The organism is Streptomyces sp. BB1-1-1, from assembly GCF_031597775.1.
Classification (GTDB): domain Bacteria; phylum Actinomycetota; class Actinomycetes; order Streptomycetales; family Streptomycetaceae; genus Streptomyces; species Streptomyces thinghirensis.
Genome location: NZ_CP134203.1, coordinates 197,862 through 222,862 on the forward strand (window position 1 = coordinate 197,862; position 25,001 = coordinate 222,862).

Annotated in this window: 16 protein-coding genes and 5 pseudogenes; 10 read left to right on the top strand and 11 right to left on the bottom strand. The window is 68.4% G+C overall.

Annotation, left to right across the window (positions count from 1 at the left end; genetic code table 11):
* Nucleotides 1–148: 148 nt before the first annotated feature.
* The 4 genes and pseudogenes from RI578_RS00895 to RI578_RS00910 form a co-directional block, all read right to left on the bottom strand.
* A pseudogene (locus tag RI578_RS00895) lies at nucleotides 149–823 on the bottom strand (transposase family protein); the annotation flags it as partial.
* Between the two features lie 39 nt (nucleotides 824–862).
* A complete protein-coding gene (locus tag RI578_RS00900) occupies nucleotides 863–1,495 on the bottom strand; it encodes a hypothetical protein (RefSeq protein ID WP_310869206.1) in 633 nt (210 codons plus the stop codon).
* A gap of 934 nt (nucleotides 1,496–2,429) precedes the next feature.
* Entirely contained in the window at nucleotides 2,430–3,944 is a 1,515-nt protein-coding gene (locus tag RI578_RS00905; protein WP_310869207.1) for a SpoIIE family protein phosphatase, read from the bottom strand.
* A 1,323-nt stretch (nucleotides 3,945–5,267) separates the two neighbouring features.
* Nucleotides 5,268–6,125, bottom strand: a pseudogene (locus RI578_RS00910) (DUF4394 domain-containing protein); the annotation flags it as partial.
* 295 nt (nucleotides 6,126–6,420) lie between these two features.
* Between RI578_RS00910 and RI578_RS00915 the strand changes: the two are divergent.
* Nucleotides 6,421–7,299, top strand: a complete 879-nt coding sequence (locus RI578_RS00915; RefSeq protein WP_310869208.1) for a DUF4394 domain-containing protein — start codon at nucleotides 6,421–6,423, stop codon at nucleotides 7,297–7,299.
* A 1,423-nt stretch (nucleotides 7,300–8,722) separates the two neighbouring features.
* On the opposite strand, the gene RI578_RS00920 is transcribed toward RI578_RS00915, so the two are convergent.
* Nucleotides 8,723–11,512: a SpoIIE family protein phosphatase gene (locus RI578_RS00920; RefSeq protein WP_310869209.1), complete on the bottom strand. Its 2,790-nt coding sequence runs from the start codon at nucleotides 11,510–11,512 to the stop codon at nucleotides 8,723–8,725.
* Nucleotides 11,513–12,196: 684 nt separating this feature from the next.
* Here RI578_RS00920 and RI578_RS42645 point away from each other — a divergent pair.
* From RI578_RS42645 to RI578_RS00940, 3 genes and pseudogenes are all read left to right on the top strand, one after another.
* A pseudogene (locus tag RI578_RS42645) lies at nucleotides 12,197–12,497 on the top strand (acyl-CoA dehydrogenase family protein); the annotation flags it as partial.
* Between the two features lie 179 nt (nucleotides 12,498–12,676).
* Complete coding sequence (locus tag RI578_RS00935; protein ID WP_310869212.1) at nucleotides 12,677–13,171, top strand: MarR family transcriptional regulator; 495 nt, start codon at nucleotides 12,677–12,679, stop codon at nucleotides 13,169–13,171.
* Entirely contained in the window at nucleotides 13,168–13,626 is a 459-nt protein-coding gene (locus tag RI578_RS00940; RefSeq protein ID WP_310869213.1) for a MarR family transcriptional regulator, read from the top strand. The genes RI578_RS00935 and RI578_RS00940 overlap by 4 nt, the downstream gene beginning before the upstream one ends.
* Nucleotides 13,627–13,877: 251 nt before the next feature.
* Here RI578_RS00940 and RI578_RS00945 read toward each other — a convergent pair whose 3' ends face one another.
* Nucleotides 13,878–14,378, bottom strand: coding sequence for a DUF6328 family protein (locus RI578_RS00945; RefSeq protein WP_310869214.1), 501 nt, complete (start codon nucleotides 14,376–14,378; stop codon nucleotides 13,878–13,880).
* A gap of 521 nt (nucleotides 14,379–14,899) precedes the next feature.
* Between RI578_RS00945 and RI578_RS00950 the strand changes: the two genes are divergently transcribed.
* The 3 genes from RI578_RS00950 to RI578_RS00960 all read left to right on the top strand — a co-directional run bounded on the left by RI578_RS00950 (nucleotide 14,900) and on the right by RI578_RS00960 (nucleotide 17,266).
* Complete coding sequence (locus RI578_RS00950) at nucleotides 14,900–15,457, top strand: dihydrofolate reductase family protein (protein WP_310869215.1); 558 nt, start codon at nucleotides 14,900–14,902, stop codon at nucleotides 15,455–15,457.
* A 305-nt stretch (nucleotides 15,458–15,762) separates the two neighbouring features.
* A complete protein-coding gene (locus RI578_RS00955) occupies nucleotides 15,763–16,626 on the top strand; it encodes a transposase (protein WP_399059211.1) in 864 nt (287 codons plus the stop codon).
* A 10-nt stretch (nucleotides 16,627–16,636) separates the two neighbouring features.
* Nucleotides 16,637–17,266 carry a class I SAM-dependent methyltransferase gene (locus RI578_RS00960; RefSeq protein WP_310869216.1) on the top strand — a complete coding sequence of 210 codons (630 nt, stop codon included), beginning with the start codon at nucleotides 16,637–16,639 and terminating at the stop codon, nucleotides 17,264–17,266.
* 58 nt (nucleotides 17,267–17,324) lie between these two features.
* On the opposite strand, the gene RI578_RS00965 is transcribed toward RI578_RS00960, so the two are convergent.
* Together RI578_RS00965 and RI578_RS00970 are read right to left on the bottom strand one after the other, a co-directional pair.
* On the bottom strand, nucleotides 17,325–19,352 hold the full coding sequence (locus RI578_RS00965; RefSeq protein WP_310869217.1) for a site-specific integrase: 2,028 nt from the start codon (nucleotides 19,350–19,352) through the stop codon (nucleotides 17,325–17,327).
* A gap of 461 nt (nucleotides 19,353–19,813) precedes the next feature.
* Nucleotides 19,814–21,094 (bottom strand): tyrosine-type recombinase/integrase, encoded by a 1,281-nt coding sequence (locus RI578_RS00970; RefSeq protein WP_310869218.1) that lies wholly within the window; start codon nucleotides 21,092–21,094, stop codon nucleotides 19,814–19,816.
* A 63-nt stretch (nucleotides 21,095–21,157) separates the two neighbouring features.
* Here RI578_RS00970 and RI578_RS00975 point away from each other — a divergent pair.
* Together RI578_RS00975 and RI578_RS00980 are read left to right on the top strand one after the other, a co-directional pair.
* Nucleotides 21,158–21,738, top strand: a pseudogene (locus RI578_RS00975) (transposase); the annotation flags it as partial.
* Nucleotides 21,739–21,781: 43 nt separating this feature from the next.
* Nucleotides 21,782–22,030, top strand: coding sequence for a hypothetical protein (locus RI578_RS00980; protein ID WP_310869219.1), 249 nt, complete (start codon nucleotides 21,782–21,784; stop codon nucleotides 22,028–22,030).
* 39 nt (nucleotides 22,031–22,069) lie between these two features.
* On the opposite strand, the pseudogene RI578_RS00985 reads toward RI578_RS00980, so the two are convergent.
* From RI578_RS00985 to RI578_RS00995, 3 genes and pseudogenes are all read right to left on the bottom strand, one after another.
* Nucleotides 22,070–22,907, bottom strand: a pseudogene (locus RI578_RS00985) (integrase core domain-containing protein).
* A complete protein-coding gene (locus RI578_RS00990; RefSeq protein ID WP_233221761.1) occupies nucleotides 22,904–23,242 on the bottom strand; it encodes a MarR family winged helix-turn-helix transcriptional regulator in 339 nt (112 codons plus the stop codon). The pseudogene RI578_RS00985 and the gene RI578_RS00990 overlap by 4 nt, the downstream one beginning before the upstream one ends.
* Before the next feature lie 95 nt (nucleotides 23,243–23,337).
* The gene (locus RI578_RS00995; protein WP_310869220.1) at nucleotides 23,338–23,718 is read right to left on the bottom strand and encodes a hypothetical protein; all 381 of its coding nucleotides are present in this window, start codon (nucleotides 23,716–23,718) and stop codon (nucleotides 23,338–23,340) included.
* A gap of 288 nt (nucleotides 23,719–24,006) precedes the next feature.
* Between RI578_RS00995 and RI578_RS01000 the strand changes: the two genes are divergently transcribed.
* On the top strand, nucleotides 24,007–24,810 hold the full coding sequence (locus tag RI578_RS01000) for a site-specific recombinase (protein ID WP_310869221.1): 804 nt from the start codon (nucleotides 24,007–24,009) through the stop codon (nucleotides 24,808–24,810).
* The last annotated feature ends 191 nt before the right edge of the window (nucleotides 24,811–25,001 follow it).

A 25,001-nucleotide genomic window follows, 5' to 3' on the forward strand; every position in this document is an offset into this window, starting at 1 on the left:
AGGGAAGAACAGGCAAGGTCAGACATGACGTGGGCTCCGGCCCCATACTCCGGCGGCCGGAGGGCGGGGGTAGCGCTTCGAACGCGCGCCGATGATGCGGAGGATGTCCTCGTCGTGCTTCAGGTCGATCGCGCCAGGGAGCGCCGGTGTTGTGCATGCGGGAGAAGGTGTGTTCTACGCGTGCGCGGTCCTTGCGATGCTGCGCGTTACCCTCTTCCTCGCCCTGGGCAAGGGCCGTCCGAGTCGTCTGCGGTGCGGGACGATCAGGCCGGTGTTGATGTGGGCGCCGTCGCCGAGGACCGTCACACCTTCGCAGTGTGCGGCGAGGCCGGAGTCCCGCCGGGCTTTCGCGTCCGCCGTGTTGCCGGGCACCGGACGAGCGGTCGCCACCACCAGACGCGTCTCCGCGCCCACGATGACCTGCACGTTCGCCGAGGAACGGCAGTTGCGTGAGGACGCGCCGCCCCTTCGGTCGCGGGCCGGGACGAGGGTGCCGTCCACGGTCCACAGCCCTTCGACTGCGTCCTGGGAGGTGCGGGCCGACTCGAGCGCGAGCAGCAGGCCGAACCTTTGGATCACCCGGCAGACGGTCGCCGGTGAGACGCCGAACAGCGGGGCGAGCTGCCGCATGGTGAGGTTCGTGCGGTAGTACACCGCCACCAGCAGCACCCGCTCGGCCAGCGGCAGCCGCCACCACACGACCCCACCCACAGCCCTCGCCACCACACTCCCGGACAGCCCTCAGCAGTCGGCCGAACTGGTCGGCCCGCAGCTCGGTGAGCGTCTCCACCCACACCCGCTCGGCCCTCAACACCCCAGCCATGCACCGGATATGCCCTGATCACGGCCTTCTGCAACGCCATTAGGGGGCTGAGGGGGCGGCGTACATCCCGGCGAGCAAGTCCGCGTAAACGTCCCGCTCAGGGGCGGTGTAATAGGACTCCATGCCCGAGGAGGCAGTCTCCCAGCATTCCACCGCGTCGTCACCCTCCAGCCGGCCGTTGCCGACCAGGTCACCGGTGCGTGCCTCGTAGACGGCAACGGTGTGGAGACCCTGGCCGAACTCGATTGTTTGCCCATCCGAACCGAGTGGGTTGTTGTACGGGCAAGTGATCGCAGTGCCCGCCACTACGCCGGTCACCACGCTGCATGCCACCAGCTGCACCGCGTCCGGATCTGGTTCCTTGTCCCGCTCCGGCTCACTCGTTTCGGTGCCCGTGGAAGAGTATGTCTGCCACCCGTCCTCCTCCTCGATGACCACCCACGGGTGCGGACCCGCCCCCGGCTCGTATGCGGCCGCACGCGGGAACGGCTCACCGCTGCTGTCACCCTCGCCCTCACACATGCGCGCGAAGTCCGCCAGGTCACGCGGCCTGTCGCCGAGGACAGCATCGTTGACGGGCGGCAGCAGCATCAGCCCCCACGCCACGAGACCGAGCGCCACCGTGGCGACGAGGAGCCGCCGGACGACGAGGCCCAGCCGCGCTTCCCTCACGGCTTGACGTATGACCACAGCCACGACAACAGCGCCCGCCAGTGCGACGGCGATCAGGCACGGACATGCCCCTCCCCCACCCGACCTCTGCTCCGCCTTCGGGGCGACGGAACAGCACCAGCCCGTGGTTGACAAGCCTGGCCATGCTTCCACGAATCCAGACACCAGGGGGAGTTCACGACAATGCTTCACCAGAACTCCGTCCCACCTCGCCCTGACCCTGCGCTCCCATTCGGAATGAACGGGCAGAGTTGGTGAGAGAGAAAAGCCGGGTCGACGAGGGGCCGTTGCGTGGCCCGATGTCGGCGAACCTACGTGCGATGCAGGACGTGCGGCCGTCCCTTCCGGCTCCTCGGTGAGTCAGGGCGACGCTGACGCTGCGAGATTCCTCTCCGGCTTTGGGCTTCCTGTTCGGACGCGCGACGGATCTTCAGCCTCTGACAGCCGCGCTCCGTGCTGGGCTCTGCCCAGTCTGGACAGTCCGTCACCACCCTGGGCCTGGCTGGCTATCGGACTGCCCCTCCCCTCGTTTCCATACCGCCATCGGCCTCGCCCTCGGCGGCCGGTTCGACGTCAAGATCACCCCGCTTGTCCTCGCGAACCGAGTTCCCCCCTTGGACTCCTGCTGCCTCGGCTCCGCTTCCGACTGTCGGACACGCGAGGTGTGGCAGCGGCTGGGCCCGGCGAACGCGGCGCCTCCCGCGCAGCGCCTCGCTCGGCGGCCCGCTTGGCGCGGTGGCCGACTGCAGGATGCTTGCGAGAACCGTTGACTGCCGGTGCGTCTGCGCAGGTGACAAGGGCGGAGCCGGGTCGCCGGCGTCCACCCATGCAAGTGCTCGTCCTGACAGTCGTCATGGTCGGTCAGGACCCATTTTCTACCCGCAGGGGCTCCAGCCTGACAGTGATGCCGTTTCTCGCACGCCCTGCGTCCTCATCACTCGCTGATCGCCTCGCCCGCAGGGTTGGGAGTGGCTCGGGCGATGAGCAGGGCTACGTCGTCGTGCTCTCCGCTGTGACGCAGCGTCTGGAGGAGCAGGTCGCAGGTGGCGTCGAGGGGTCGGTTGGGGTCGTCGAGGACGTCGAGGAGAGCGTCCAGGCGGGCGTCGATCGGCTGGTCTCGGGTCTCGACGAGGCCGTCGGTGTAGAGGACGAGCTGGTCTCCCGGCCCGAAGCCGATGGATGCGGACTCGAAGGAAATGCCGCAGCCGCCCAAGGGCGCGCCGACGGGCAGGTCGAGTAGCTCGCTTGTGCCGTCCGGGCAGAGGAGGGCCGGTGGCAGGTGCCCGGCCAGGCAGACGTGGCATTGTGCGGTGCGGGGATCGAAGACGGCGTAGACGCAGGTCGCGATCGTGTCGAGGCCGTCCGTGATGTGGTCGAGGTGGTGCAGCACCTGGTCGGGAGCCAGATCGAGATCGGCGAGGGTTCTGGTGGCGGTGCGTAGCTGACCCATGGTGGCCGCGGCTGCGACGCCGCTGCCCATGACGTCGCCGACGACGAGGGCGGTCTTGTCGCCGGCCAAGGGGATGACGTCGAACCAGTCGCCGCCGATCTCGATGGCGGCCTGGGCGGGGCGGTAACGGTAGGCGACGTCGAGACCCGGCCGCTGTGGGGGTGGGTGGGGCAGGAGGCTGCGCTGGAGGGTGAGGGCGGTGCGGCGCTGTTCCTCCACGGCTCGGTGCCGGTCGGTGACGTCGACGCTGGAGGTGGCCACGCCCAGCACGCTCCCGTTGGGGGATTCGAGCCGGTAGAACGAGATCGACCAGGCGTGATCGTTATCCGGGTCGGCCGCCGTGCGGCCGACGGTGTACTGGTCCAGGATCGGGACTCCGGAGGCCAGGACCTTCCGCATGGCACCTTCGAAGGACTGGTCCAGGAAGGGCAGCACCTCGTGGACGTGGCGGCCGATGTGCTCGGCGGCCGACACGCCGTTCATCCGTTCTTCGGCGGGGTTGACGGATACGTATCTCAGATCGGTGTCCAGCATGCCCAGCCCTATCGGTGACTGGGACACCAGCTGGGCGGACAGGGCCAGGTTCCGCTCCACCCGCCACAGCGTCTCCCGGTCCGTGGCCAGGCCCAGTGCCCAGTAGTCGCGCTGGTCGTCCTGGAGCCGCATGTTGCGGAACTCCACCAGCCGCGTGCCACCGTCCTTGCGTCGGATGGGGAAGACACCCGCCCAGCTCTCGCCATCCTGCATGACCTGGGCGAACAGCTCCAGCACCGTGTCCCGGTGCTCCTTGTCGATCAGCAGCTGGCCCGCGTACTGGCCCAGGGCCTCCTCGGCGCTGTAGCCGAAAAGGATCTCTGCCTGCGGGCTCCACAGATCGATCCTGCCCTCGGCGTCGAGAAGGACGGCGGCCACGTTCAGCACATCCAGCAGGCCCCCCGGCCTGGACGCAACTACACCGGCCTTGCCGGGATCATCCCGGACGGGTTCGGTCGCACCCATACTCCAGGCTCCCTTCCGGCCGCCGACCACAGCGGCCGCGTCGCCAGGCTGGACCAAGCGTTGGCGCCTCCCGGCTATTCCATCGTCCCCCTTTGCCGCACGCGGGTGCCACGCCAATGCCGGAGCAGAGCAGAGGCACCCGCGGAGGGCAGGATGCCGGTTCTATGGCCAGCAGTGTTCACGCTGGCGGGTCTGCCGTTCGCTGGGAGCAGACAGGAAAGATTGGCCGATGCAGGCAGGGCATGCCAACCGGTTTCCGCTCGGGCGTCCCGGTACCGACGGTGACGGCTGGAAGATCGCTGTCACCGGCACGGCCGAGGTACGCGGCCACCAGATGTCCTTGGACACCGCCACCGAGAGCCGACCGATACTGTCGCCACCGCCGTGGCGCGCGTGTCGGAGACTTCCCGGCGCTTGTATGCCGCAGGTCGAGCCGAAGTCCTCTCCTGCGGATCGGGCGATCTGAGAGCAGCGTCAGTCACGTTGTCCCAGGCGTGTCGCGCTCAGCGCCCGCCGTCAGCCAGTACCTGGCCCGCCTGCGCATGAGTGCCTAGGCGCTTGCCGGGGAGTCGAGTGTGGTGGAAAAGTCGGGGACGCAGGACATGCGGTGGAGAAATGCGAGTGTGGTGACGAGGGCGCGTGCGGGGTGAGCGGCTCGGTTCTGGATGAACGACTGGTCCGGGTCGCTCAGGGTGACCGAGCGGCGTTCAGCGAGATCTATGACCGCGCCGCACCGCACCGCTTTTGTTTGCTCGGCAGTGCGTTCGAGTGGCGTCGGTGGGCGAGGCTGAGCAGGCGGTAGTCGAAGGTTACGTCCGGTTGTGGAAAGAGGCGCCGGGCTACCGCCCGGGGGGGGAGGGCGCTCTGGGCTGGATGTGGCATCACAGCCTGCCCAGACGCGTCTATCCACAACCGGCACCGCATTTTGCCCCGAGGCCACGTCGAGTGTGACTGCCCAGCGACGCCAACGGGGGGGGGGAGGCCGCTTGCAGCTGGCGCCGCCGTGACACGCACCGACGCGGGTGGCCGGGAGGGAGCCGAGGCTGTCGTCCGGGCGGGGGGAGCGGCCGCGCAGTCCCCCGCCCGGCATCTGTACCGGCGTTCGCTGGCCCGACAGCATGCGGCATTGGGTGCCCTGCCGGGTGTTGAACGGCGGGCTCAGTCGATGATGGCACCAGTCTTGCGTCGGGCCATGTACCGGGCACCGACGCCGAGGCCGCCGAGGAGCAGCAGTGCTCCGCCTACTGCGGTGGTGGGGGCGAGGGGGGTGCTCTGGGTGGCGGCGAGTGCGCCGCCGCCGGTGTGCATCGCGCCCTGCGGCCGCTGTTCGTCCAGCCGAAGGGCGAGGTCGGTGACCTGCAGGTCGGCGGGGAATGCTCCCTTGTGGGTGGCGGAGCCGGTGAGGAGGTCGACGTTGTAGAGGCGGGCGTGGCCGTCGACGTGGAGGGTGGCGAAGGCATGGTTGGCGCCGCTGTGGGGGTCGTGGTGGATGTCGAACCCGGCCTGCGGGCCTGCCTTCACGCCCAGGGATCCGGTGGGGGCGAGGCTACCCGCGTTGGCGGGGGACTGCAGCGAGACGCGGTCGTTCGTGGTGTCGATGTCGAACAGGGTGGTGGCCGTGTCCTTGTCCAGGTCGTTGTTGGTGTAGGCCGCGCCGGTCACTCCCTTCGCGGTGGGCGCGTCGGTCGACGGCGGGGTCGCGGGGTTGGTGAGTGTGCCGTCGGTGGTCGTGGTCCGCGGTGCGGCCGGGTCGTCGATGTTGTGGCGCAGGTTCTGACCGGTGTCGCTGATGACGCGCAGCCGGTTCGCGGGCGGGTTGAAGTCGACGCCGAAGTACTCGCCTTCGAGCGCGACGGTCAGCTGCGAGACCTTGGCGGCCTTCGCGTTACCGGTGTCGAGCGTGTAGATGCCGCCCTTGTCGCCGACGCCGTAGAGCTTGCCGTTCTGCACCCGGAAGTCGATGCCCACGAGCTTGGAGTCCTTCGACAGGCCGTGCACATGCCCCAGCGCGTGCGCCTTGGCGGGGGCGTCGGTGCCGAAGGTGACGAGCTTCTGGTCGTGGGTGAGGCCGATCGACGTCAGCCCGGCGCTGTGTGACGCGTCTGCCGCCGCCGGGGTGACGACGGCCAGGGGGCTGAGGGCCGCTGCGACGACAGCGGTGCCGAGGACGGATATGCGCATGGGGGGTCTCCTGCGGGGACGAGGGCCGGCCGGATACCGGCATCACTCAGCAACATCAGCATGTGACGGTGGGTGACGCGCTCTGCGGCGGCCGAACGGGCGACTGCCCAGCGGGTCCAAGAGAGGGCGGCACGCCCGGCTCGGATGCTCCGGGCGAGGGCGCGCCGATAGCACTTTTGTCCGCTGTCCAGGGGGTGCGCGCCTGGCGACTGGGACTGGCGGGGGAACTGGGCCGAAACATACGTGGACCGCCCCGTTCGGGGCGCGGGCCATCGACATCCTGGGAGAGCACCCCGTGCGTACCCGTCTTCTCGCGAGCGCCGTTGCCGGCGCTGCCGCGCTGTCCCTCACCGTTCCCGCTCTCGCGTCCGCCGGCCAGACCGGGCAGGACTCCTTCACGCCCCACGGGCGTGCAGCCTCGGGCGGCCTGGTCAGCGTGGGGCTGACGTCCGACCAGCGCCTGGTCGGCTTCCGCGTCGCGAACCCGGCCGACACCTGGTCCTTCGGCAAGGTCACCGGACTGAAGGGCGACAAGAAGCTCGTGGGCATCGACTTCCGCGTCCAGAACGGCAAGCTCTACGGTGTCGGCGACGAGGGCGGCATCTACACCGTCAGCAAGAACGCGAAGGCCACCAAGGTGTCGCAGCTGACCGTCGCGCTCGAAGGCGAGTACTTCGGTGTCGACTTCAACCCGCCCGCGAACCGGCTGCGCGTCATCAGCGACACCGGTCAGAACCTGCGCCACAACATCGACGACCCGGCCGCACCGCGGACCACGACCACCGACGGCACCCTCACCAACCCGACCACACCGCCCTCGACCGCCCTCGGCGTCACGGGCGCCGCCTACACCAACAACGACCTCAACGCGGCCACCGCAACCACCCTGTTCGACATCGACACGGTCAACGACCGGGTCTCGATCCAGTCCCCCGCCAACGCCGGCACCCTCGCCCCCACCGGGGCCCTGGGCGTGAACGCCGGCCCGTCCGCCGGGTTCGACATCTACTACCGCCCCTCCGACGGATCGAACCGGGGCTACGCGGCCCTGTCCGCCGGCGGCAAGCAGCGCTTTTACCGGGTGAACATCCTCAACGGGCAGGCCGACCTCGTCGGTTCCTTCCCGGCCGCTCGCCAGGTCGTCGACGTCGCCCTCCCGCTGAACCAGAACTGACCACCGAGACACCGCCAGCGGGCGGCCCCGACCGCCCGCTGCCTGGCCTACCACCGGCTGCCCTGAACGCGCTGCGCCCCCGTCGGTGAAGCCGATGGGGGCACGTGCCCGACATGGGCACGGCCTGCAGGGCCGGCGTCAACACCCGCGCCGCGCGCTGCGTTCTGCGCTCGGTCCTCGTCCAGGCCCTCAGCTTGTCGTTTAACCTCGTCCCAGTGGGGGATGTCCAGTCAACGTGTCCGGCCTGTGGATTCGCGGTCGCCGTGTGTGGTGGGGACCTGCCAAGCGAACGACGGGATCAGATGCTGTCTTGTGTCGTGCTGATGCGGGTGCTGCGAGCTGAACTCGGCATGGGCCTGGTCAACGCCAAGGCTGTGTCGCGCCACGTGTTGAGTGGTGACTACTCAGAGACCCTTCCTGAGAGGGAACTGCCGGCCCGGAAGTTGCGGGCATCTGGCATCGATGTCGTAGCTACTCGGGCATAGGTGTCTCGTCCGGCAGCGCGGTGCGGATGCGCCTGGGCTTGGTACCTTTCTTGTGGTGAGCGGGGCGACTGAAGGACTCTCCGGTGGCCTCGACGGTCAGCCGGATGACGGTGCCCTGATGATGGGCAGCGGTCCGTCGTGTTCGAGCCAGGCTGGCCAGCGGGTCCATGCCGTCGTCCTCCCCCGCACCTGGCGAATCGAGGCCGCTCGCCCCAGCGTCGCACACGGTGATCCGCACGCCACCGCATTCGCCGGCGCCCGTTCCGGGTGGTGGCACTCATGTCGTTCGTCGGGGCGGCCGCCCCGGACTCTGTCCTGCTGCGAGGAAGAGGTGAAGCGATACGCTCAGTCGCCGTGGGTCGAACGGGCCAGCTCGGGAGCAGGCGTTCACGAGCCTGTTCAGTTGGTGGGCCATGGGCGCGGGCATCGCCTTCCACCTGGCCATCGCTCTGACGATGGGACTGTGGAGCTTCGCCCTGGCCATGTCCGGAGGCATCGTCGTGCTGTGACTGCCACTCGGCTCGACGATCCACGCCTCGACCCAGGCGAGGCCGAGCCAAGACAACAAGACCGAGCCGGACGCTGCCAGGAGAAAGAACAGCAGCCGACACCTCAAGGTCAGCCGCAGTAGGGACCGTCGGACGCTGGGCGGGTGCCGTACGCCCCGACCCAGCCGGTTCACCGTCGTGCCAGACCGGCCGGGAACCGTCGGCCGCATCCGGGCCCTACCTCAGCCCCCCAGGGACCCCATCCACCGCAGGCACTCCCTCTCTCCCGGGCGCGGCGGGTCCGGAACGCCCGCCGTAGTCAACCTCCGACGCACCTTGGTCGAGTGGGTCACCACGGCCATCGGCACCCACGAGCGATCCCCTCGCCGCGCTCCCGGGCATCCTGGCCCTTGTCCGCCGCGACCACCGCGGCCGCTACGCCACCGTCGGTCACGGCTCCAACTCGGACAGGTCGTCGAGCCCCGGGAAGAGACGTGGATCGGGAAGCGGCGCCTCGGCCGAGGGCTGTTGTGTCAGGGACTGTTCCGTCCATACGACCTTGCCGGTCGAGGTGTACCGGGTTCCCCAGCGCTCGGCGAGCTGTGCCACGAGAAACAGCCCGCGTCCGCCCTCGTCGGTCGTGGCCGCCCTGCGCAGATGGGGAGAGGTGCTGCTGCCGTCGGACACCTCGCAGATCAGCGCCCGGTCGTAGAGCAACCGCACGTGGATCGGTTCGGAGCCGTGACGGATGGCGTTCGTGAGCAGTTCGCTGAGCATGAGCTCCGTGGTGAACGCCATGTCGTCCAGGCCCCATGCGGTCAGTTGACGGCTGCTCGCGTTGCGGACGGTGCCGACGGCGGCGGGGTCGCGGGGGACGTCCCAGTCGGCGACGTGGGAACGGTCCAGCAGTCTGGTGCGGGCGATGAGGAGTGCGACGTCGTCGTGACGGTGCTCGGGCAGCATGCCGTCGAACACCGCCTCGCAGATCTCCTCCGGAGTGCGCTCGTGTGCCCCGGCGAGTGTGCTGCGCAGCGCTTCCAGGCCCTCGTCGATGTCGCGGCCGCGCCGCTCGACCAGCCCGTCCGTGTAGAGGACGAGCGTGCTGCCCTCGGACAGTTGCAGCTCGGCGGTCTCGAACGGGAGGCCTCCCAGGCCCAGTGGCGGCGCGATGGGCACTTCGGCCATTTCCACGGTGCCGTCGGGATGGACCAGCATGGGGGCGAGGTGCCCTGCGCGCGAGATGCTGCACCGGCCGGAAGCCGGGTCGTGCACCGCGTAGAGGCAGGTGGCGCCGGTGACCGCTTCCCCGCTCGAACCTTCGGGATCCTCCTGGTCGAGGCGGCTGACCAGTTCGTCGAGATGGGTCAGGAGTTCGTCCGGGGGCAGGTCCAGCGTCGAGAAGTTCTGTACGGCGGTACGCAGCCGTCCCATGGTGGCCGCCGCGTGCAGCCCGTGCCCCACGACGTCACCGACGACGAGCGCGACACGGGCACCGGGCAGGGGGATCACGTCGAACCAGTCGCCACCGACCCGAGCCTGGGCGGGCAGGTAGCGGTAGGCGATGTCAACGGCGCTCTGATTGGGCAGGACGTGCGGCAGGAGGCTCCGCTGAAGGGTTTCCGCCATCGTGTGCTCGCGGGTGAAACGGCGAGCGTTGTCGATGGCGACGGCGGCTCGGGCGGTCAGCTCCTCGGCGAACGTCAGGTCCTCCTGGTCGAAGGGTGCCGAGCCCTCCGTACGCCAGAAGTGGGCAACGCCCAGAGGGATGCCGCGCGCCTGCAACGGCACCGTGACGAGCGAGTGGATGCCGTACGCGCGGACGGCGTCGGCCCCTTCCGGGTCCTGGGCCGGCCACGTGTGGACGGTTGTCAGGTCGGCTTCCAGCACTGCCCGTCCACTGGTCAACGCCGAGGCAGCGGGCGTGCCCGTGACGTCGAGCGGAACGACGCCTCCGACGGGCCGGAACGGGTGGTCTTCCTGAATGCCGCGCAGGGCGGTGCGCCGCATCCGCGTGGGCGTGGGCGTGCCGGACGGCTCCTCGCCCCGCACCACGGCGTCCAGCAGGTCCACGGTGACGAAGTCGGCGAACCGCGGAACCGCCACACCCGCCAGCTCTTGGGCCGTCTGGACAACCTCCAGGGTCGTGCCGACCCGTACCCCCGCCTCATGAAGGATGCTCAGCCGCTCACGGGCCACCTCCGCCGTGCCGGCCAGTGCTCGCAGCTCCGTGCTGTCCCGAAGGGTCGCCACGTGGCCGGAGGGCCCGCCGGACGGGGCGGTGCGCCTGGTGTTGACGGCCACCAGCCGGCCCCCGGCAAGGTGTACCTGGTCCGTGACGGGGCGATCGGAGCAGAGCAGTTCGACCGTGGCGGAATCGAGGCCCAGCTCCGTGATGTGCTGCCCGTCGGAGTCCTTCGGCAACTGCAGCAGCCGCCGCGCCTCGTCGTTGGCCAGAACCAGGCGACCGTCGCGACTCGTGATGAGTACCCCCTCGCGGACGGCGTGCAGCACCGCGTCGTGGTGTTCGTACATCCGAGTCATCTCACTGGGCCCGATGCCCCGTGTCTGACGTCGCAGGCGTCGGCTGACCAGCGCGGCGCTGCCGACGGCGAGAAGCAGCGCGACACCGGCCGAGGCCATGATCACCGGGATCTGGTCCTGCAGCGACTGTCCGACTGTTCGGAGGCTCACCCCTGCCCCGACGAGTCCCAGGACCGCGCCGTCACCGTTGGTGACCGGGACCACCGCTCGTGCCGCATCCGTCGGATCGCCCTCGTAGATCTCGGTGAACGGCTCGCCTTCCGCCGCCCGCTCGACGCCCGCCGCCCGCTTGCCGATCAGATCCGGGTCGGTGTCGGCGTAGCGGGTGCCGTCCTTCGCCATGACGACGATGAAGTCCACCCCTGTGCCGCCGTGTGCCGCGGCCACGTACGGTTGCAATGCCGCTGTCGGATCGTCCGACTCCAGTGCCGCGACGAGCCCCGGCGAGTGCGCGAAGCTCTCCGCGACAGCCCGTGACCTCTCCTGCGCGTCCTGTTCGGCGTCGTTGCGTGCTTGCAGGGTGAGCCCCGCGACGGCCGCCGCGATGAGGAACACCGCGACCACGATCTGGAGAAACAGCACCTGCCCGGCGACGCTGCGCCCACGCAGCTCCCACCAACGGCCCGGGCTCCTTCCCTCACCGGTCAGGTCGACCGAGAGCTGACCGGCACGCTTCGATCGAGCGGTACGCCCCTGCATACCCCTTTTCTAGCATCTTTGGATTAAATAACGTGTTTCGGGTGGTCGTGGTACAGGCGAGCCACACCGGTGGCCCTGCCGCAGTCCCCGCTTGTCGGTGGCGTTCCCAATCCGTTCCCATGCCGGGTGGTGGATGGTGTGCCTCCGGGTCATTGCGGCGGTGGCCGGGCAGAGCCGACCGGGCAGCCGCCTCGTGGTGCAACCGCCAAATCCCACATGGCGGAGCTGTCACGAAGTGACGCAGGGCGCGGTCGCGGGAGACCCGGGCCAGGAGCAGACCGACGATCGGCGCCCGCCCATCGATCCGGCCTGCTCTTCACATGTCACGTGACGCACGAGGGCGCGCGGTGTGGGCCCTGACGGCCTCTGCTTCCGCAACGTCGGGGCGGCGGACGGGCCTGGGTGCGGCGGCGAGTGCTCCCAACGGCTCAGCGTGTCGGCCCAGCCGTGGCCGGGCGGACCGTGCCGCGACAGCGACCGGTAGACCGCGCACGGCACGCTGCCTCGACGAGGCCCCTCGAAGGCCGGGTAGCGGAAGGTCACCCCTCGGCGGCCCGGCTGCCGTCAGTGAACGATCGTCTTGGCGTCGGTCAGCTCCTCGCCGGTCAGCTCCGCGATGCGGTACGCCGGTACACCAGCCGCGAGCGTACGAGTCGGCAGCGCTTCACGGCCGTCCCGCAGGAACGGTACGTTTCCTCGTTCCGCGACGTCGCGGAGATTCCCGCGCGCCACGCGCAGCGGAGTGGCCTGGCAGGCCCTCTGAGTCATGATCGGCGCCTGCGAACTCGCCCTGGGATACGCCACCGAGAGGCAGCAGTTCGGCCGGCCGCTCGCGGGGTTACAGCTGGTGCAGGACCTCCTGGTGAAGAGCCTCGGCAACATCACCTCCAGCTGGGTCATGCTGCTCCAGCTCGCCCGGCTGCAGGACACCGGCGTGTTCGGGGACGAGCACTCGTCGGTGGCGAAGGCCCATGTCACGTCCCAAGCGCCGGGACGACCGGGCGCCGCTGTACGCGGCAGAACGCCTTCGGTCCCAGCACGAGGGGCGGCGGTTCAGCGGTCCCGTCTGAGGCGTTCCACTGGAACGTCGCGCCGTCGAGTGGGGTGCGCCAGGAGATCCGCAGGATAATAGCCATGGACATAGTCGCCATGTACTCTATCGCCATGGGTAAGGGTTCACCGGGTCCTACGCCTGGTTTCTTGGTATGGCGGCTCGCCAACAAGTGGCGCGTCGCGGTCGATCGCGCGGTGGCTCCACTGGGCCTCACTCACGCGCAGTACTCACTGGTCGCGTCGTTGCACGGCATGCAGCGCGCCGGCGAGCGGCCCAGCCAGCGCCGGCTCGCCGACCACACCGGCCTGGAGGCGCTGTACGTCTCGAAGCTGGCGCGCGCCCTGGAGTCGGCCGGCCTGATCGAGCGCACCCGCGACCCCAGTGACCCGCGAGCCGTACAACTCGCTCTCACTGAGCAGGGCCAGGCCGTCACGCGGCAGGCCGTCGTGGTGGTCCAGGAACTGCTTCAGCAGTTGCTGGAGCCTCTCGGCGGCCTCGACGCCCCGCGGACGCGTGCGTTCACCGACGAGCTGACGACCCTGCTCGACGTACCCCTCGCTCCGTCCGTACCGAACGACGACACCACTCAGGGGAGAACACCATGACCACCACTGCGGCCACCCCCGCGGCACCCGCCGCCGACTCCCGCGTCCTCGGCCTGGCCCACTACGCCGCCCGCGGCGTCCTGGAGCACGTCCTGGCCCGGCACGGTGTCACGTTCCGGCAGCAGATCGTCCTGCGCGCCGCCGTCACCACCGACGCGCCGCAGACACCGGATGACGTCGTCACCCAGGTCCGGAGCTCCCTCAAGGCCGATCCGGTCGATATCCGCGCCATTCTCGACGAGCTGCTGGCCCGGCAGTTGCTCGTTACGGACGCCGCGTACCTTCGCCCCACGGACGCGGGGCGCGAGCTGCTCGCCGCCGTCGGCGCGGAGGTCGCCCCCATATCCGCCCGCATCTGGTACGGGATACCCGCCGAGGACCTGGCCGCCGCCGGCCGTGTCCTCGCCCTGGTCACCGAGCGTGCCAACGCGGAGCTTGCGGCGCTGACCACCTGATCGCGAACCGTCTGTGGGTGAACCGGGCAACGGCCGACGCCAGTGAGTTCCGGGGTGGTTGCGACGTCCTCGCCGCCACTGCGCCGCCTCCGCGTCGATGCCGTTGGCCCGGGTGAGGCGTCTCACCGCCCGGGCCCTTCTGGCCGCGCGCCCCACTCACCTGACGGGGTCGGCTTGTTCTCCTGCCCGTTCTTCGAGCGCGACCCCGACCGTGGCGGGCAACGATGCCGCCGCTCCCGCGCGCACGTCCGTCAGGAGGCATCCTGCCGGGCGGTGCGCCGGGCGGACCGGCGACGCATCCACAGAGGGAGGGCGTACCAGGACAGCGCGAACCAGAGCATCACGCCACCCACGAGAACTTTCGCCATGACGCCGGGCACGATGACGTGGAGGATCAGGAGCAGAGTGCAGCCGATGGTCACGGCCATCAGGAGCATGCCGCACATCATGAGCCGGTGTGCCACCTCCAGCATCTCGTCCTTCATTCGCTGCCCCGACAGGAAGCGGTGGATGGAGACCGGGGCGATCAGACAGGCCGTGGCGGTGGCGCCCGAGACAACGGTGATGACATAGACGACGTGATCGAACGTGCCCAAGTCGCGGAAGAGGGGCGTGAACGCGACGCTCAGCAGGAAGCCGAAGAGGATCTGCACTCCCGTCTGGGCGACCCGGGTCTCCTGCATGATCTCGTTCCATCTGCGATTGACGCGCTCGCGAGGAGTCTCCGCCGCCTCGTCCGGGACAGGCGCCATGTGGTCGCCGCACCCACAGCACCTGTCGGCCGTGACTTCCGACGACTCGACCGGCTCCATAGTCGTACTCATCTTTTCCCCTCCCGTGGCGAACCGTTCATGTGCCCGCTCGGTTTGCTTGCATGCCGACACCCTCGGCCGCCCGGGGCGGCTGCGCTTGCAGCCGGGCGTGCCCCGCCCCGGGGCCGCGCTTGCCGCGTGCGGCTGAGGGTGGCGCGAAGGGCCAGATGTCGACCTCGGCGTCTATGTCGGCAGCGGGGAGCAAGACCAACTGAGTGACCAACGCGATGACGTCGAGAGCCGCACCCAATTGAGCCGGCCGGTCCTTGAGACCGCGCGGGGTGCCGTGCCGATGAGGGGCGGCGCGCGGCTGGGTCTGCCGATCCGGTGCGCTTCGTCCCTGCGCTGACGGTGGACGGAACCGGGCCGGCCGACCGACCGACCGATGAGTTCTGGGTCGTGCGGAGGTCACACTTGTAGGGCCGTCGGCAGACTGACGCGGTCGTACCCGAAGGAGACGCATGGCAAAGCTCATCTACTCGATGATCACCTCGCTCGACGGATACGCCGAGGCGGCGGAGGGCGACCTCGGCACCGGGGCCGACGACCAGGAGGTGCATACCTTCATCAACGACCTCTTCCGTCCCGTCGGCACCTACCTCTACGGCCGACGGATGTACGAGACGATGCTCTATTGGGAGACGGCGCACACCGAGCCCGACCAGCCGCCGCACATCCTGCAGTACGCCCGCGACTGGCAGGCCGCGGAGAAGGTCGTGTACTCCACGACGCTTGAGTCGGTGTCCAGCGCGAAGACCAGGCTCCAGCGGACCTTCGACCCGGACGCGGTGCGCAAGCTCAAGGCCGAGTCTGATCGCGACCTCACCGTCGACGGCCCGAACCTCGCGGCCCAGGCGATCGCGGCCGGCCTCGTGGACGAGTACCACCTGTTCATCACCACGAGCGTGGTCGGCGGCGGCAAGCGGTTCTTCCCCGACGGCGTCCGCCTCGACCTCGAGCTGGTCGAGGAACGTGCCTTCGACAGCGGACTGATCTACGCGCGCTACCGGACCCGCTGAGCCGCCCCGGCCCGTAACGCTGTCTGTCGGCGGCCGAGCCGGGGCGGGTCCTGTGACAACGGCTAACACAATGAAGCGCCGAGGACGCCGTTGGCGTGACAAGGTCCTTACTGATCGTTTCAAGCTGGGTTTGGCTCAGGAGCTCGGCGGTTGGGCCGGTGTGCCTGAGCTTGCCGTTTATGGTCCGGCGTCGAACGCGGCTCGAACTTGATCGGCGTTTTCGCAGTTCAGCGGACACGTAGGCGGCCTCCGTCTGATCCTGTGCTCCGTCACAGAGGCACAGGAACAGCGCGAAGGCCGTGGTCGTGAGTCTGGTGCGTCAGGGCGTCCTTGGGGATGCGTTCGCGGAAGTGTCACACTTCCGATCAGAGCTGTACGCGTGTCTGACCGCGCGGGGCGACGCGTTGTTCGAGTTATGTGACGCGCTGTTATGCACGGACGGGCCGGTGCGGACGCTGGTCGATCTCGCGCTCGCGCCTGAACACCGCCGTGGGCACGGAGCTCTGTACGGCGGGCTCAACCAGGGTCGGATCGATGTCGCCCGGCTGCGTCGGGCCCTGGCCGGGGTGCCGCTGCCGAGGGCGGCGGACGGTCGGCTGGTGCTGGCGGTGGACGTCTCGCCGTGGCTGAAGCCAGACGCCAACACCTGCGCTGACCGGGCCTTTTGCCACACGTTCGGCCGGGGCGAGGGCAAGCACCAGATGGTGCCCGGCTGGCCGTACTCGGTGGTGGCCGCGCTGGAGACCGGCCGCACGTCCTGGACGGCGGTGCTGGACGCGGTCCGCCTGGAGCCCGGCGCCGACGTTGCCGCGGTCACCATGGTCCAGATCCGCGAGGTCGTCGAGCGACTGGTCACCGCTGGCCAGTGGAAGCCGGACGATCCGGAGGTCCTGGTCGTGCTGGACGCCGGATACGACGCTCCGCGCATTGCCCACCTCCTGTCCGGACTGCCCGTTGAGATCCTCGGCCGACTCCGCTCCGATCGCGTGATGCGCCGGCCGGCACCGCCGCGGGTCTACGACCCCAAGGGCGGCCGACCACCCAAGCACGGTGGCGAGTTCTTCTCTGAACTAACGAGGGTGTCCCGTGATCAGGTGACGGGACGATCAGTCCTGAGGGGAAGAGCAGGAGTGGGGCCGGAGAACGGCTGCGAACGGCACGGGTGTTAGTTTTCTTCCCGTGTTAAGACACCAGGACGAGACCAGGGCGGCCTATGACGGGGTCGTCGACCTGTATGCGTCGATGTTCGCTAATCGGCTGGAGACGCAGCCGTTCGCGCGGAACATGATCGGTACCTTCGCCGAGCTCGTGCGTGCCACGGGGAACCTGCGGGCAGCCGACGTCGGGTGCGGGCCCGGTCATCTGACGGCCATGCTGCACGACTTGGGGCTGGACGCCTTCGGGCTCGACCTCTCCCCGGCCATGGTTGACCACGCTCGGCGGGCCTATCCGGCGCTGCGGTTCGACGAAGCGCGAATGGAGGCCCTGCCGGTCGAGGACGGCGCGCTCGGCGGAGTGCTGGCCCACTACTCGATGATCCATACCCCACCTGGGGAATTGCCCACGCTGCTCGCCGAGCAGGTGCGTGTCCTGGCACCAGGGGGCCTGCTCCTGGTGTCCTTCTTCGGGACCGAGGGACCGGAGCCGGTGCGCTTCGACCATAAGGTGACGCCCGCCTATAGCTGGCCGGTGGACCGGTTCGCCGAGCTGCTGGCCGGGGCCGGGCTTGTCACGTTCGCCCGGCTGCTCCACGACCCAGCGTCTGAGCGAGGCTTCCTCGACACCCACTTGCTGGCTCGCCGCCCGTAGAGCGTGGCCCGTGGCCTGGGTCGGGGTGGTGTAGATCATCCGCGTGGATGAAGCTCGTCTAACTTGAAGGTCCTCTTGCCGTACTGATTCGTGTCGCGATCTGGCTGAAGCGGGACATGCCTAGATCGATCACTTGGCGTTGACGGACTTGCTCTGCATCGAGCTGGGTGAGCTTCTCCTCTGCGCTGGCGAGGCTGACTTGGAGTCCTTCGATCTCACCAAGCCATCCCTCCTGTTCTGCTTCGGTGACTCGGGCGATCAGGTTGTCGCGGATCTCGACGAGGCGGTGTCTCTGAGCCGGATCCGGTCGGAGCATGGAGCATCGAATACACGCGTGCTCGTGGATGCAGGGAGTTCCGAATGCGCGAGCGCAGATTCCGATGGACAGTTTGCGTCGCTCGAAATGCCCGAGGAAGGCATCCCATTCCTCGTTGGTGGGCGTTCGGTACTCCTCGCTGGGCCGGAGTGCTCGGCGCCGGGCGATGAACGCGCGATGGGCTTCGATAGCCTCGCCGGGGTAGATGGCGTTGTATCCCATGGTTGTGTTGATGCTGGTGTGCCCGGCGATGACCTGCGCGATGTGCGGGGGAAGGCCGCTGCGGATGGCGTCGGTGATGAAGATCCGCCGGAAGTCATGCGGCGAGAAGTCCAAGGGCTGTCCGGCTGAGTCGGTCAGATTCGTGGAGGCCAGAACCTCTTGGAGTGCTTGGCGCAGGAGCTTCGGGGAGAGCCGGGAGCTCTCGCCACTGCGGCACCACTGGAAAAGCAGTGGCATCTGCGGATTCCAGGTTTTCTCGGCCATGTCATAGCTGGAGACGTAGGGGACGGCACCGATGCGCGGATCGCGGATGCGGGCGATGATCGCAGTGAGCACATCGGCGAGCTCCGGGCTGACCAGGATGACTCGTTCCTCATCGGTTTTGGAGGGCGCGATCTGCAGGAGGGGGACAATCTCGCCGGTCGTGGGCAGTCTGTACTGGATCAGGCTGTGATGGCTGGCCTCCAGCATCTCCTCGATGCGGACACCAGTGTGCTGAAGAAACTCGACCATCGCCCAGGCCCAGAACGCGCGGCTCTCCGCGAGGGCCAGGTCGACGCGCCGGCCGGTGGCGATGTTCACCGCCCAGGTCGTTCCGTCCTTCGCTGCCCGCATGAAGGTGTCGCCCGCGAAAGCGAACTGACCGCCTGGCGGGGTGTCCATCAGTGCCTGTAGTCGGGCTTTGGCCGCGTTGAGGCATGATGAAGCCGCTCGGGCGACAGCAGGCAGAGCCGGAAGTCGTTCCCGCGTCCGGTGGTCCATCCGAGCTTTGCGCCGCTTGTTGTCTTTCACGACAGCGACATCCGCGTCCTTGATCGGACTCGGCACCGCCCAAGGCCCCCAGCGTGCCGGCTCGTCGATGGCCCACTGGGCGATGTCGAGATAGAAGGCCCGGACGGAGAGCATGATGCTGGCGACGTTGGCGCGTCCGGTCACTACTTCACGCACGTTGCCGTCTGGCTGGCGGCGCCGTTCGATGCGGGTCTGGCATCTCTGCTTCCAGGCCGCGCTCACCTCGGGCGCCAGGTGGAGAGAGTCGATCCCCGGATGATGTTGTTCCAGATCACCCCAGAAGTTGCTGGCCAGGTGCCGGGACAAATTGTTCAGGGACGTGTAGTCGAGACCCGGCTGCCGCTCTTTGAGATAGTCCACCAAGAGATCGCGGACAGGGCGGCAGCGGACACCGAACCGGTCGACGAGCTGCTCCATTGACACCTGCCCACTGGTGTTGGCCAGGTAGCGCAAGGAACTGGGGGCTTCTGCAGGCAGGGTGCCCAACTCGCGCAGCCAGGCGTAGAAGAGGGTGTTGCCGCGTGCTTTGACGTTCGCGGCTTTGTTCGCCGCTTTGAGTGCGGCGAGATACTCCACGGCGTCGCCGACGGTGATGTCCGCCAAGGTGCCGCCCTTGGCGGCCACGATCTTGACCAGGGAGTGCAGGGCGTGACGCCCGACGTTGGAGGACCACGTGGCAGATTCGATCAACGCCTCAAGCTGGGCGAATCCTTCCGGGTCACGGGCAGGGATCAGCCCGATCCGCAGGCTCGTCATGTTGGCCGAGGTCCGTGACAGCAGCCAGGGGAGGGCGGGCCTGACAACGTCTGCGCAGATCAGACTCAGCAGCCCTCCCGACAGTGCCTGCCGTTGCGAGGGACCTGCAGCCGTTCCGATCCAACCGGGTGCCAACCGGGCCCAGTCGTTGCCAGGACGCGTGCTCGCGGGACTGGTATTCCAGCGCTGCTGCCAGGTGACCCCCGGGAAGGTCTCCAGCCACTGCAAGGTCTGGCGAGCTCCGCGGATCCGGGCTCGGTGCTGCCTCACGTCCGCCGGCCGCAGAGGAGGTTGCTCCAGACGAGCCAGGATGTCGGCCTGCGTGCCTGCAGTGGCCGCCCAGTGATCCTCCGCAGGTCTGGGCGGGAAGCGCAAGGCGACGGCTTTCAATGCCTCCCCGGCCAGGCTCAGGGACGCGGGAGGTGCGACATGCGTCGCGACGGACACGGTCTCCGTAGGTGTCACCAGGCAGTCCCGAAGAGGTTGTTGAGGGATTCAGGGTTGTAGCCGGCTGCCGGAGGCGCGGGAGTCCGCTCGGCGGACTTGGCCCGTCGGGCATGGTGTGCCCGAACATGTTCGATCACCTCGTCCCGGTCGGCCGGAAGATAGAGCTGTGTCGTCGACAGGTGTGCATGACCGAGCACCCACTGCACGTCGGTCAGCGGCATCTTCGGGTCCCTCGCCAGCCGATAGGCGGCGGTGTGTCGAAGATCGTGGAGAGTCCAGTTCGTACCGAGCAAACTGTTGGCCCGGTTGAACATCGCACGGGCCGCTGGATAGTTCAGGGGACGCCACGGGCGGCGCAACGTCCACCACAACCCCTCGTTCTGTCCGCGGGGTACCCCAGCCCGCCAGGCGCTCTCCTGATAGAGCCGTAGCCAGACGAAAGCGTCCGCTGAGCAGGGGAGCTGTTGATAGGCCCGGCTCCCCTTGCGGACCACCCCCAGGATCTGTTGGCCGGGCAGCGCGTCGCGTTGCCGACTGGTGAGCAGTTCCTCAGCGCGAGCCCCGTTGGAAACCCAGAACGCCAGCAGAGCTCGATCACGGTCGTGCTTCAGCGCGGCGAACAGCGCGTTGAACATCGCATCAGGGATCCGCCGAGGCGCTCGCGTGGGGATGGCCGGCCGGTAGCGGCCCTGCCGTTCGTGGTGAAACTGCTCGTCAGGGTTGTGGTGCGCGTGTGCCCTGCCGTGGCGCCGCGAGCGATCCAGTGGAAAGGGGTTGAGGATCGGCCCGGTTCCCTCGGAGAGGTGGAAGTCGTAGAAGGCCCGCAGGACGGTCTCGCAGTGCGCTCGCGTTGTCGGCGCGTATCTCAGCCCTGGTGACGACTTTCCCGTGATCGGATTGGGGGCTCCGGGCGGCAGCTTCTCCAGTGCTGGATTTGGTGCTGTCCCCGTCTTAATGTCCCGTCGGTGGCGCCAGTGCAGCGGTGCGGGCTTGTTCGCGATCTTCATCCAGCGGGCGAAGTCCCGAGCGTCCGACCGGACTGCACGATCCCAGGCGATCCCCCAGCCCCGCAGGAAGCGCCACCAACGCAGCAAATCCATTCCGTACGACCGGATCGTGGCTGCTAACTTGTCACAAGCCAGCAGCTCCGCGAAGAAGGCGGCCACGGGATCGATCTCGACCCCGTCCGCGCCCAGGAGAACAAACGGCCTCCATGGATCTCCCGTCTCCGCCAGCTGTCCAGCCTCGGGCAGCACGAAGCTCGCTAACTCCCTCTCGGGATCACGTCCAAGCATCCACGGAAGCTAGCAGAAAGGCCATCTGACCTGCGAAAATGATGGAGTTAGTTCAGTCAACGGTTCGTCTTCGGCGACCCCAGCACTTGGGGCACGGAGCAGGCCGTGACGGCCACGGACACGCGGCTCCATGGGAAGGCGACCGCGCAGGCGTGGGACCGACTGCACCCGCAGTTGACCCGTCGGGCGGCCTGGCTCGACCACGACGGCCCGCTGCCCATCATCGAGGGCACCGTCGTCCGGCTGGTCGTGGAAAAGCTGCCCAGCGGCGGGGTGAACAAGCCGGTCTGGCTGTGGTGGTCGCGCACCGGCGCCACCGAGGCGGACGTCGACCGCTGCTGGCAGTCCTTCCTCCGCCGCTTCGACATCGAGCACACATTCCGCCTGTCCAAGCAGACCCTCGGCTGGACCAAGCCCCGGCTCCGAAGCTCGGAAGCGGCTGACCGGTGGACCTGGCTGGTCTAAACCTTCCCGGCCGGGGCCTGACAGGCCGCAGGGCTCGAAGAATCGCCGCCCGGCCACCCGACATGACGTGGGTAGAGTCCTCGCCGACCGGCGAGGCGTTCAGTCGTCCCGCTCACCACAAGCAAGGCACCAAACCCCATCGCGAGAGCGGTACTGACACCGTCGGCAGAGCCCCGTAATCTGCTCTGACGCAGGACGGCGTGATCTTCGGCGGGGGCTCTCATGACAGGCGCCAAAAGGTCCAGCACGGATATCGGCGGCGGTTACATCGGACTGGCCGTGACGATCATTGCTTTGATCGTTGTCGCCAGCTTCTCCGGCGCTCGCTGGACTTTGATCGTCGCAGGAGGCTTCACCGCTTGGTTCTTCCTCGCGCTCACCGTCATCCACATCAGGGGCGGACGCGGCAGGGAAGCAGTTCGACGGGCCTATGTCGCCACTTTCGGCTGGGGCGACTACATCACCCCCTGATGGAGTTGAACGACAAGCTTTATCGGACTTCCGGCGCGCCTAGTTGTATGAGGGCTGGACGTTGGTGACGCCACCGTCCCGGAGTCGACATGCTGGCGGCCACCCACCAGCGCCGCTGTGCGGGCGGTGATAGTTGTAGTGGATGTTCCGGACCGCGATCGCGGAAGAGCGGGCGTCTTCGCTGGTGAACTCGCGGGCGTAGAGCAGTTCCTCGGCGAGGATCCTCTCGTAGCGCTCGACCTTTCCGTTGTGGCGTGGGGTGTACGGCTTGGTCTTCTGTGTAGGAGAGCCGGGAGAAGCCGTCGACTGCGGAGTGCAGGTAGGTGTAGCCGCGTTTTGCGCCAGCTGACTTCGCTCGACCGACGGTCTTGGCCTGGTCGCTGGCGCGGCCATGGACGCGCCAGCCGCCGCCGTCGGGGATCCTGCCGACCTTCTTCACGTCCAGGTGCACCATGTGGCCGGGCCAGCGGGCGGTGATCTTCCCGGGCTTGCGGTTGTTGTCTCCACCAGGGTCGATGAACCTGCGCTTGCCCAGGCCGAGTCTGCTCAGGTGCCGGGTGACGGTCCGGCGGTTGATCATGGACCCGAGGTCGGCGAGCTCGTCGGTGATGCGCTGGGCCGACCACTTGTGCTCGCGACGCCAGGACTCGATCTTGTCGATGACCCAGGCTGGTGTGGCGTGCGGGCTCCGGCGTGGGCTCGATGAGCGGTCGCGCAGTCCAGCCTCGCCGTGACGACGTCGCCGGTTGACCCACTTCGACGCACAGGCACGGGAGATGCCCATCCCTGCGGCCACGGGCGCGATGGGGCGTGTCTTGCAGCGCTCGACCAAGCGGCGGCGTCCCTCGATGCTCAGCGGGGCATTGGCGTGGCTCATGCGTCCATCGCGTAGGAGCGCTCCATCAGGTCGGTCATCGCCTGCTGGAAGTCGCGGCGTTTCTTGTCGCTCCAGCCTGTGGTCAGCTGAACGAAGATGTCCTCCTGCCAGCGATGTGCCTGGTCCAGCATGGACCTGCCCGCGGAAGTGAGTGATGCTTCGCGTCGTCGACCGTCGGCCGCGGACGCCGCCATGACCAGGTAGCCGGCTGCCGCACCGCTCTTGATCAACCGTGAAGCGCCGCTCTGGTCGATCCCGATCTCGTGCGCGATCGCATTCACCGTTGCCGGGGTCCCGCGCAGGCTGAGCGCATGGACTGCCTCGCAGACCAGCACGAGTCGCCCCTGCTCGCCGCCCGTGTCTGCTGCGACAGGTCGGCGTGACCAGTGCCTGACGAAGTGGAACAGGACCTGTCCCGGACCTCGGTCTGTCATTCGGTTGCTGCCATCTCGCGGCAGATGTAGGCCAGCTCGAGAGCAGCCTTGAGGTCCGGCAGCCTCAGCGCAGCCGTGACCTTCCCGCCGGAGGCACGGAAGACCGTCGCCACCCGCGTGGGCTCCGTGCTCTCGGGCCAGGTGGCGTCTTCCTCGACCACCATCAGACGCTCGCTGACCGGGTGCCACGACCGAGGGATCAGCTTGATCCCCGAGCGCTCCACCCAGTCAGCGAACTGCGTAGGCGTGATCGGACCCGCACCCTTCGGGCCGAGCACGACGACCGGATCACCGACCGCTGTCGCAGACCGCTGCAGGTCGCCGGCGTTGACGCTCGCGTGCCACTCGTTGACCGCTTCTTCAAGGCTTGATTCCATACCCAGAACTATATGCGATCCGCATACACCTGCTCTCGGGTGGGCGCGACATCAACCTCCTGCCCCGCAACACCTGACTCGCCCGGATGGTGCCGCAGTAAATACCGGATTTACTGCGGCAGAGCACCCACCGTGATCATCGCGACCTGCGACGGACGATTCCGGCCACTGGGGCGAGGTGTACGCATTTACTGCGGCAGCACCGGAAGGGCGGGACGGACGTGACGATCGAACCAGTGACCGAACTCGGGAGCGTGGGTGCGCTCCGGCTGCCGCGCGCCCGGGGTGATGCCTCTGTCCGCCCCGCCCTCGTCGTACACCGCAGCGGTCGAGCGGTACCTCACCGGCGCGGGCATCGCGAAGTCCTCCGCGCGGATCTACCGGATCTCGCTGACGACATGGGGATGGATGCTCGCCGGCGAACCGGCACCGACCGGACCCGCCCGCCGAGGTGCGAAGCCGCCCGTCTTCCCCCTCACCGCGATCGACGACCCAGCCCTGCCCGAGGAACTGGCCGAACTGGCGACGCGGGCGGACGAGATGGACGCCGACACCGTCAACCGGGAGTTGTCCATCGCGCGGAAGGCAATCGGCTGGTGGCAGCGCCAGGGATGGATCGAATCCGACCCCACGATCGGCATCGAGCGACGGCCGGCACCGCCCGACCGCACCAAGGCCCTTGCTGAGAAACAGATCGCCGCCCTGTGGCGGCTGGACGTCTCGCTGCGGGAGAAGACGTTCTGGCAAATGCTCTACGAGTCGGCGGCCCGCGCCGATGAGGTGCTGTGCCTGAACGTGGAGGACCTATATCCGCAGGACAAGCGCGGCAGGATCACCGCCAAGAACGGGGCGATCGAGTGGATTCACTGGCAGTCCGGCACCGCCCAGCTCCTGCCCCGACTGACCGCCCGTCGCACCCGCGGCCCGCTGTTCCTCACCGACCGCAAGGCCCCGGCCGGAACACCGACGCTGGACGTGTGCCCCGAGACCGGCCGTGCCCGGCTCTCCTATCCCCGGGCCGAGGAAATCTTCGAGGAGGGCACCCGACTCTGGCCAACCCTCTCGCCTCGACCGAGGACATCGAGGACCTGAACGGCTGGACGCTCCATCGCCTACGCCACAGCGCCCTGACACACGACGCTGAGGGCGGCACCTCCACCCCGATGCTACTGGCCCGCTCCCGCCACGCATCCGTCCGCTCCCTGGAACGCTACGCCCGCCCCGGCGTCGACGCAGTCGCCCGACACGTCTCCGAACGCGACCCCGCCGCCCGCCGGAAGCGC

Coding starts and splice junctions, on each gene's coding strand:
- RI578_RS00905 (WP_310869207.1), bottom strand. CDS start 3,944: ATGGGTGCGACCGAACCCGTCCGGGATGATCCCGGCAAGGCCGGTGTA.
- RI578_RS00920 (WP_310869209.1), bottom strand. CDS start 11,512: ATGCAGGGGCGTACCGCTCGATCGAAGCGTGCCGGTCAGCTCTCGGTC.
- RI578_RS00935 (WP_310869212.1), top strand. CDS start 12,677: ATGGGTAAGGGTTCACCGGGTCCTACGCCTGGTTTCTTGGTATGGCGG.
- RI578_RS00940 (WP_310869213.1), top strand. CDS start 13,168: ATGACCACCACTGCGGCCACCCCCGCGGCACCCGCCGCCGACTCCCGC.
- RI578_RS00945 (WP_310869214.1), bottom strand. CDS start 14,378: ATGGCGCCTGTCCCGGACGAGGCGGCGGAGACTCCTCGCGAGCGCGTC.
- RI578_RS00950 (WP_310869215.1), top strand. CDS start 14,900: ATGGCAAAGCTCATCTACTCGATGATCACCTCGCTCGACGGATACGCC.
- RI578_RS00965 (WP_310869217.1), bottom strand. CDS start 19,352: ATGACGAGCCTGCGGATCGGGCTGATCCCTGCCCGTGACCCGGAAGGA.
- RI578_RS00970 (WP_310869218.1), bottom strand. CDS start 21,094: ATGCTTGGACGTGATCCCGAGAGGGAGTTAGCGAGCTTCGTGCTGCCC.
- RI578_RS00980 (WP_310869219.1), top strand. CDS start 21,782: ATGACAGGCGCCAAAAGGTCCAGCACGGATATCGGCGGCGGTTACATC.
- RI578_RS00995 (WP_310869220.1), bottom strand. CDS start 23,718: ATGGAATCAAGCCTTGAAGAAGCGGTCAACGAGTGGCACGCGAGCGTC.
- RI578_RS01000 (WP_310869221.1), top strand. CDS start 24,007: ATGCCTCTGTCCGCCCCGCCCTCGTCGTACACCGCAGCGGTCGAGCGG.